At 34.5% G+C, this 2,969-nt stretch carries 3 protein-coding genes; all 3 read right to left on the reverse strand.

Features of this window, described 5'->3' with window-relative positions:
• Window positions 1-242: 242 nt before the first annotated feature.
• Complete coding sequence (locus H4J67_RS19640; RefSeq protein WP_182204800.1) at window positions 243-647, reverse strand: hypothetical protein; 405 nt, start codon at window positions 645-647, stop codon at window positions 243-245.
• Entirely contained in the window at window positions 616-1,755 is a 1,140-nt protein-coding gene (locus H4J67_RS19645; RefSeq protein ID WP_182204802.1) for a heparin lyase I family protein, read from the reverse strand. Before H4J67_RS19645 ends, H4J67_RS19640 begins: the two co-directional genes overlap by 32 nt.
• Before the next feature lie 103 nt (window positions 1,756-1,858).
• The gene (locus H4J67_RS19650) at window positions 1,859-2,263 is read right to left on the reverse strand and encodes a hypothetical protein (RefSeq protein WP_182204804.1); all 405 of its coding nucleotides are present in this window, start codon (window positions 2,261-2,263) and stop codon (window positions 1,859-1,861) included.
• Between the last annotated feature and the right edge of the window lie 706 nt (window positions 2,264-2,969).

Raw genomic sequence — 2,969 nt, forward strand, 5'->3', positions numbered from 1 at the left:
CCTGATAGATGAGCTTCACGACTTGATAATCTTCGATTAATAGCATCGTCATCATCAAAGTCGTAAGCGGTAACTATGAACTGCATAAATACTCCTTGTTGCCAAACTGAAAGGCATATAACGCCTTGCTAAGCGGAAAATAATGGTTGGCTATAATCGCGAAGCGATGGCCAACTGTTATTTTTCCGTTTAAGCAACTTGTTAGCAAGTCTTTCGACAATCTAGTAAATTAAAATTAATATTTAATGTACGTAAACCATGCTTGCTGTTGGAAATGGTCCGCCAGCCATTGAGGGAGTACATGCACCATCCAACCAAAATGCAATTTTTTTATTATTTGCATGTGCTAGCATTATTGAGGCATAAAGTTCAGTAAAATTTTCACGCTCAGTAGATATTGCTACTGCAGCTGCTTCATTTGAGCCGTTGCAGTTTTCACCATCAATAAATTTAGTCGTAATGTCTGCATATACGACTATTCTACTTGCGTCTATTTTATAATAATTTATATTGGATTTTCCTGAGTTATTCTGAGCAAGGCATGGTTGTATAAATGCCATAGTGAATAAAATAGCTACCAACGATTTACATTTTTTATTTATCATAATTATCTCTTTATTTTGATTTAACTTTATTGAAACCATCATCTTCAAGACCTTTCCAAAGTCTCAGTGGGCCCAAATATTTAATCATGTAGCGTTCTTCTGCTGCTATGATTTCATTATTCTTCATGCGTTCATGTCTGTATATCCCCGTACGAATTTCAGGAGAGGGTATAGGGAAGTCAAAGTTATCAGGGTACTGGTACATTGTAGGTCCATTGAAATCCCATTCAGGAAGTGAGTTTACGGTATTTAGTTTCTCGTTACTTGAGGCATCATGCTCAAAAAGCCAAATTCTAAAACGGCCATCTGATTCTTGTGAGTACTTAATTTGTACTACAAAGTCATACCACTTCCCTGTTTTTATACTCTTACTAGATATATGGGTATTGCCTGTAGGGACAGTCCAATCTGTTGGTACTCCATCCCGAGCAGTGAATTGGTAATGTAATTGACCATTAATTGGAGTGGTAATAATACCAATTGCTGGTCCTCCACTAGTTAGTTCTTCATCAATTATTAAAGCGATATCATCTTTATTAAAACCTTTTTCCGCAAGTGTAGTGGCATTAGGTTGGTTTCTAAACTGAAATACTGTACTGACCTTCGACTTATCTAAATGGCTATAATATTCAGACCAACCAAGCCATAAAGTTGAGCCTTCTTCGATATCTAATTTTTGCAATGTAGTACGGATGTGCATTTCTGCTCGAGTCATTCCTAAATCTGCGGCACCAGTTTGACCAAAATCCGTATAAAACCGAACATTTTTACTATCTTGTTCTCTGGGAGTTATAGTTTCGTCTCCAAATTCTATTTCAATTCCGAAACTTTCATTATTTGGACCTTTAAATCCAGGATCTGTAACACTATATGGTTGAACAAGGGGAACTGGCATTCCTTGCGTACCAGGGTAACGATCACTAATCCCCCAAATTTCAAATAAAGGACGGTTCCAATTCCGGGTTTCTTCACTTACGGTGCCGTTAACTTCTCCTGTCCATAAAAACTCTTTAATATTGTCTTTCTTGAGATTTTTAGCTTTAAGCATCATGTAAGCTTCGATAGCGGTTGAATCTGATGCGTAACTTAAAGTACAGCTAAAGCATAGAAAACCTACAACTTGAATATATATAAGAAACCTAATTTTCATAAAACTCTCTATTTGATGCAAAAGTTACAGACTTGCTAACGCCCCAATAAGGGGCTAAAAATTGTTTGCTAAAATGTTGAGGAACGAAAACAGCAAACTGTTTTTAGTCCTGCTTAATTGGCTTGTTATATGCCCGTTTATACAATGCTTTGACTTTTAAGGCTGGTTTAGACTTATATAAAAGATAAATAGATATAAACATACTTGGAATAAACAAAAATAAAATAGCACCAGCAAAAGCATTTTTAGCTTCAGGTGAAATAGCTGCAACACACAAAGAGCCACTTACCAAAAGAGTTGAAATAATAACTCTTTTTAAAAATCCCCGAACACTTTTGAAAATACTATAACTTTGATAGAAAAAGAAGACACCAATTAAAGCGGCAATTGTAAAAGCAAAAAGCTTCTCAAAGTTGTTATGTAGAGACGAATAGACAGCTATTCCCGGATACATGAATAGTATTGAGAGAGTAAAAGTTAATTTGTAATCTAGAAATTTAGAATACACCGTAATCCTTTAGGGCTTATAACGCCTCATTAAGCGGCAAAAAATTGTTGGCTAAAATGTTGAACGAAGTGAAACAGCCAACTGTTTTTTGTCCGTTTGAATGCCTTGTTATGCGATTTTTACATTACCATAAACCGCATAATTTATATAAATATTAAAAACATAAAATGCACATTTAAAAAAATCACAGCATTGCGACACACTAAACTGTGAATTTTGAGCCACTAATGAAAAGTGAATTTATCACTTACCTACTTTGGCGAAAAACTATTTAACCAAAAAGTGAAATAGATTTAATTACGCGTAAATAACCAAGTTAAAGAAAAGACAAATCCCACAATTACATTTAATCGAGTTCGCAATGCCGCATAACGCCATATTAAGCGGCAAAAAATTGTTGGCTAAAATGTTGAACGAAGTGAAAACAGCCAACTATTTTTTGTCCGTTTGAATGCCTTGTTATGCGATTTTTACATTACCACAAATCGTAAAATTTATATAAATATTAGTAACATAAAATGCATATTTAAAAAACTCACAGCATTGCGACACACTAAACCGTGAATTTTGAGCCACTAATGAAAGTGAATTTATCACTTACCTACTTTGGCGAAAAACTATTTAACCAAAAAGTGAAATAGATTTAATTACGCGTAAATAACCAAGATAAAGAAAAGACAACTACCACAATTACATTTAATCGAAT

Source organism: Colwellia sp. BRX10-4 (assembly GCF_014077465.1).
GTDB lineage: Bacteria > Pseudomonadota > Gammaproteobacteria > Enterobacterales > Alteromonadaceae > Colwellia_A.

Coding starts and splice junctions, on each gene's coding strand:
- H4J67_RS19640 (WP_182204800.1), bottom strand. CDS start 647: ATGATGGTTTCAATAAAGTTAAATCAAAATAAAGAGATAATTATGATA.
- H4J67_RS19645 (WP_182204802.1), bottom strand. CDS start 1,755: ATGAAAATTAGGTTTCTTATATATATTCAAGTTGTAGGTTTTCTATGC.